This is a genomic window from Lacisediminihabitans sp. (genome assembly GCF_036404185.1).
Lineage (GTDB): Bacteria > Actinomycetota > Actinomycetes > Actinomycetales > Microbacteriaceae > Lacisediminihabitans.
On the sequence record NZ_DASWPB010000153.1, the window covers coordinates 1 to 5,598 of the forward strand.

The following is a 5,598-nucleotide window of genomic DNA, read 5'->3' on the forward strand; positions in this document are numbered from 1 at the left end:
CTCTTGGGCCCTGGTGAGCACGTCCTCGATCTGTCGGCACATCTGGTCGTGGATGCGCTCGGTGTCGGCACTGCCGGGAAAGCGGCGGGAGAGGAAGTCGTTGAACCCCCGGTCTCCCGCCTGCACACGAAACAGGTTCTCCAGGTAATAGACGAGCCCTTCCCACGGATCGTCGATCTCCAGGGCCTTCTTGGCTCCGTCGAGGAACTCCTGGAGTCGAGGCTCGAAGGCGGCCATGAGCAGGTCCAGGCGGGTCGGGAAGTGGCGATACAGGGTCCCGATGGCTACGCCGGCGTCGCGCGCGATCCTCTCCAGGGAGGCATTCACGCCCTGGGCGGCGAACTCGCGCCGTGCCGCGGCGATGAGCCTGTCGTGGTGCTCCTGGGCGTCTCGGCGCCGGGGCGTCCGTGTCTGCGTGACGTCGCTGATGCTCATTCAGTCAATCTACCTCGGAATAGAGGAGGCACCCCTCCGGTTGGGATCTAATAACCGGAGGGGTGCCTCACCCTTCAAGACCAAGGAGCACACATCATGACCACCATCAGCATCATCGGCTCGGGCAATATGGCCGCCGCCATCGGCACCCGGGCGGCGGGGCACGGTCACACCGTCGAGCTCCTAAGCCGGAACACGGCCACGGCGCAGGCGTTGGCAACTCAGATCGGCAACGGAGCCACCGTCGGCGCGTTCGGCGCCCGGCCGGCGGGTGACATCGTCATCCTCGCCGTCCTGTACGCCGCCGCGATTGACGTGGTCACCCACTTCGGCGATGCGCTGTCCGGCAAGATCCTCGTCGACATCACCAACCCGTTCAACGCCGACGGAAGCGGACTCGTGACGACCGCGGGCAACTCGGTGGCCGAGCAGATCGCCGCCGTGGCCCCTGAGGACGCACACGTCGTGAAGGCGTTCAACTCGGTCTTCGGCGGCGTCATCGCTGAAGACAAGCCCTTGGACGCGTTCTTGGCCGGCGACAGTGCCGAGGCGAAGGCACGCGTGGCGGCGTTTCTGGAGAGCCTGGACCTGCGGCCCCTCGATGCGGGAGGGCTCGAGATGGCCCACGGCCTTGAATGGGCCGGCCTCCTTCTCGTGGGCGTTGCCCGCAACGGTGCCGGCTTCGACATCGCCCTGGGCGCTGGAGTCCTCTGACGTTCCCATCACGGTCGTCCGTCCAGGAGGGCATCGGCCCGCACCTGGGGAACCCCGAGAATCAACAGGCTCGTGATCGTTGCCGCGCGGGCGCCCGGGGTTCCCCGTGAAAGGTCGTTGTCCGCGATGGAGAAGACGGCGCCATAGGCGAGCTGGCTGAGGATGTCCGCGGGCAGGTGTTGCCCGAACACCCCGCTGTCCTGGCCGCGCTGCACGAGGTCGGCGAGAGTCAGATCTACCGGCCCCAGGAGGGCGTGGATCTCCTCGCCGTACTCGCCCCGCCGGAGCGCCACCAGCACCCGGTAACGGTGGGTCAACGGCCAGAGGCGAGCGACGAAATCGACCCACATCGCATCGGCTGCTTGCTCGGACGCAGTGACCTCGGCGATTACCGCTGCGATCTCGTCTATTGCCTGTCGTGCGAGGGTCCGCACGAGGTCGGTGCGGGTGGGGAAGTGGCCGTAGACGGTGCGGCGGACCACGCCGGCAGCAGACGCGACGTCCCCCATTCCGGCATCCGGATTCTGGCCTAGGACCTCGAGCGCAACGTCGAGGATGCGATTTCGCGTGTCGTTCATTGCTCGCGCCCTGGCGGATTCGATCTGCATCATCCAATCATTGCACATCGGTGTGCAATGGAGTAGATTGCACATCCGTGTGCATTGCACACCCATGTGCAACAGATTTCAGGAGAACCAGGCAATGACCGCATCCTCAAGCCCCATCCGCCCATTTACCGTCACGATTCCGGACTCGGAGGTCGAAGACCTGAAACAGCGACTGGCCAGAACCCGGTGGCCCAATCCCGAGACTGTGCCCGACTGGTCGCAAGGAGTGCGTCTGGAGAACGCCAAGTCGCTCATCGGCCACTGGGAGCGAGACTACGACTGGCGCCGATTCGAGTCGGAGCTCAATCGTTTCCCGCAGTTCCTGACCGAGATCGATGGGCTGGACATCCACTTCATCCACGTCAGGTCCACGAATCCGAACGCGATGCCGCTCATCCTGACGCACGGCTGGCCCGGTTCGATCGCCGAATTCCTGAGGCTGATCGGACCGCTCACCGACCCGGTGGCGTACGGAGGGGACGTCGACGATTCCTTCGACGTCGTCATACCGTCGCTGCCCGGATTCGGGTTCTCTGGGAAGCCAGCCGAGACGGGGTGGAACGTTACGCGCATCGCGAGCGCGTGGACGGAACTCATGAAGCGGCTTGGCTACACGAAGTGGGCCGCTCAAGGCGGTGACTGGGGTTCCGTCGTGACGACCGCCCTCGGGGCCATGCAGCCCGAGGGACTCGTCGGGATCCACCTGAACACCCAATACGCTCTTCCCGCAGAGATCCCCGGCACGCTGTCGCCCGACGAACGCCATGCCCTCGACACCGTCGCCTTTTACGGCGGGGAGATCGGCGGAGCGAATCACCTCCAGGGCACGAAGCCCGAGACCATCGGAATCGCTCTGGCGGACTCACCGGCCGGTCAGGCAGCCTGGATCTACGACAAGTTCCAATCCAAGACCGACAATCACGGGCTCGCCGAGGACGCCCTCAGCACCGATGACATGCTCGACACAATTTCGCTGTACTGGTACACGAACAGCGCCGCGTCATCCGCCCGCATCTATTGGGAGAACAAATCGGGCGGCTTCGCTGGGCCGACACTGACGCTGCCGGTCGCGGTGACGGTGTTCCCCCGCGATATCCCCCTCTTCCCACGAAACTGGATCGAAGACACGTACACCAACCTGATCCACTATGGCGAGGCCGACAGGGGCGGACACTTCGCAGCCCTCGAGCAGCCCGAGATCCTGATCAATGAAATCCGCACCGGGCTCAGGAGCCTTCGCTCGTAAACAACATCCGGCGACACCTCGTGGTCATGCCCGCGCCACCGTTCGTTCACCTGCGACCGCGAGCATCGTGCCCATGCGCATCTCACCCGCTCGCCCTGCCGTCGTCGCCGCCGCGATTGCGGCACTCGCCCTGGGGAGTGCGATCAGCGTTCCCGCCGGCGCGTCCGCCGACCCGACCGAGAACGTGAAGATCACGGAGTTCGCCTACGGTGGCCAGATCGCGGGATCGAGCGTCGGCGGTGACGGCGAATACGTCGAGATCACGAACCTCGACTCGTCGCCGGTGGACATGACGGGATGGGCGTACGGAACCGCAGCGGCCCCTGGCACGGTGTCGCTGTCGGGCTTCGGAACCCTCGCCCCGGGCGAGTCGGCGATCGTCACCGACGTCACGGCGGCCGAGTTCCGCAGCGACTGGGGCCTCACCGATTCGGTGAAGGTCGTGAACGACGGCTCGACCACCCTCAACAAGGGCCCGAAGACGATCTACCTCTACGACGCGGGCAACACCACGGTGGACTCCGTGACTTACGCGTCGGGCTTCCTCTCTGGCAAGGGTGCCTCGGCCTGGGTCGATGCGGCGCATGTTGGAGCGAAGGCGGACACGACCGGCTGGACGATCTCGACGGCGGGAGACTCCGAAGCCAGCTGGACGAGCGCCACGAAGTCGGTCGGCTCGCCGGGCATCTCGACCCTCTCCTCGCGGTCGACGGCCGCCCCCGACGTTGCCATCACGGAGTTCGCCTACGGTGGTCTGGCCGCGGGAGCGAACGGCGACGGCGAGTATGTCGAGGTGACGAACGTCGGCCGGACGCCGACGGACATGACGGGATGGTCGTACACCACGACGGCCGCGGCGCCCGGCCCGGTGTCGCTGTCGGACTTCGGCACCCTCGCTCCGGGCGAGTCGGCGATCGTGAGTGACCTCACGCCGGCCGAATTCCGCGCTGAATGGGCCCTCTCCGACTCGGTGAAGGTCGTGAACGACGGCTCGACCACCCTCAACAAGGGTCCGAAGACGATGTACCTCTACAACGCGGCCGATGCTCTGGTCGACTCGGTGACTTACGCGTCGGGCTTCCTCTCTGGCAAGGGTGCCTCGGCCTGGGTCGACGCGGCGCATCTCGGTGCGAAGGCGGACACGACCGGCTGGACGATCTCGACGGCGGGAGACTCCGAGGCCAGCTGGACCAGCGCGCACGGCGCGGTCGGCTCACCCGGCGCGTCGAGCTTCGGCATCCACGCGGCATCCACCGTCCACACCACTCCTGGTGGCGGAACGACGCCGCCACCCCCGACCGACCCGAACTACGCCGACATCGTGATCAACGAGATCACCTCGGACAACGACGGCATCGGCTTCGCCCCCCTGCCGAACATGTCGGACGCGGTCGAGCTCTACAACACGGGCACCCACACCGTGAGCCTCGACGGGTGGACGCAGGTGGACAGCGGTCCGGCAACGTCGGCCGCGGTGTTCTCGGCCGGCCTGTACGTGAACGGCGTGCTGTCGACGAACATCCCGGCGGGTGGCTACGGCGTGTTCCAGTCGACGGCGGGCCTCAGCAGCGGTGGCGACGCCGTGAAGGTCTACACGCCGGATGGCACGCTCGTCGACGAGCTGGACTACCTCGCGGGCCAGGCCGGCGTCGACGAGGGTGTCAACGTCGACCACACCTACAAGGCCCTCGCCGCCTGCCCCGACGGCTCGAACGCCTTTCTCGAGGTGCCGAGCGCGACCTTCGGCGGTTCCAACGCCAACGCTTGCGCCGACGGCGTACCCCCACTCACGACCGGCGCGGCCCCCGAGGCGCCCTGCCAGACCGAGGATTCGGGCGACGCCCCCGGCACCGTGCCGACTTCGGCCCTCACCTGGCCCGGCAGCCCGACCCCGGCAACGATCGATGCGCAGTGCTCGTGGGTGACGACGGAGTCCGGTCAGGACCTCAGCGGTCTCGCCTTCGATCCGGCAAAAGCGAACGTGCTGTACGCGGTGAAGAACAAGAGCCACGTCTACCGCCTGCTGAACTCCGATGGCACCTGGGTCAAGGACACCGCCAACGGCTGGTCCGCTGGCAAAGACATCCGTTTCCCCGGTGGAACCGGTGCGCCCGACAGCGAGGGGCTCACGGTCGGACCCGACGGCGCACTCTACGTCACGACGGAGCGTGACAACGACAACTCGAACGTGCCCCTCGACTCCATCCTCAGGTTCGATCCGACCTCCGCGGATGCCACTCTCACCGCTACCGACCAGTGGGTGCTGACATCGGACCTCGGCTTCGCTCCCACGGACGCTGCCGACGCGAACCTGGGTTTCGAGGGCGTCACGTATGTGCCGGATAGCTTCCTGGTGAGCCAGGGCTTCCGCACCGACGCCGGCGCACTGTACGACCCGGCCGACTACCCGGGCAAGGCCCTGCCGGGCCTGTTCTTCGGAGCGGTCGAGAAGACCGGGCACCTCATCGTCTATGCGCTCGGCAGCGATCACAGCTTCACGCGGGTCGCAGACGTCTCGAGCGGGCTGCTCGGCGTCATGGATGCCCAGTTCGACCCCGACCTCGGGGAGATCTGGGCGCACTGCGACAACACCTG

Annotated in this window: 5 protein-coding genes; 3 read left to right on the forward strand and 2 right to left on the reverse strand. The window is 66.6% G+C overall.

The genetic code is table 11. From position 1 onward, the window contains the following. Window positions 1-435 (reverse strand): helix-turn-helix domain-containing protein (locus VGC18_RS10970; RefSeq protein WP_331097243.1); only part of this gene is annotated, 435 nt, incomplete at its 3' end. Window positions 436-531: 96 nt separating this feature from the next. Here VGC18_RS10970 and VGC18_RS10975 point away from each other — a divergent pair. Beyond that, window positions 532-1,149, forward strand: coding sequence for an NADPH-dependent F420 reductase (locus tag VGC18_RS10975; RefSeq protein WP_331097245.1), 618 nt, complete (start codon window positions 532-534; stop codon window positions 1,147-1,149). Window positions 1,150-1,157: 8 nt separating this feature from the next. Here VGC18_RS10975 and VGC18_RS10980 read toward each other — a convergent pair whose 3' ends face one another. Beyond that, entirely contained in the window at window positions 1,158-1,760 is a 603-nt protein-coding gene (locus VGC18_RS10980) for a TetR/AcrR family transcriptional regulator (protein WP_331097247.1), read from the reverse strand. A gap of 91 nt (window positions 1,761-1,851) precedes the next feature. Here VGC18_RS10980 and VGC18_RS10985 point away from each other — a divergent pair, with 91 nt between their 5' ends. Continuing rightward, on the forward strand, window positions 1,852-3,003 hold the full coding sequence (locus tag VGC18_RS10985) for an epoxide hydrolase family protein (protein ID WP_331097249.1): 1,152 nt from the start codon (window positions 1,852-1,854) through the stop codon (window positions 3,001-3,003). Window positions 3,004-3,076: 73 nt separating this feature from the next. Beyond that, a partial coding sequence (locus tag VGC18_RS10990) for a lamin tail domain-containing protein (RefSeq protein ID WP_331097252.1) occupies window positions 3,077-5,598 on the forward strand: 2,522 nt, incomplete at its 3' end.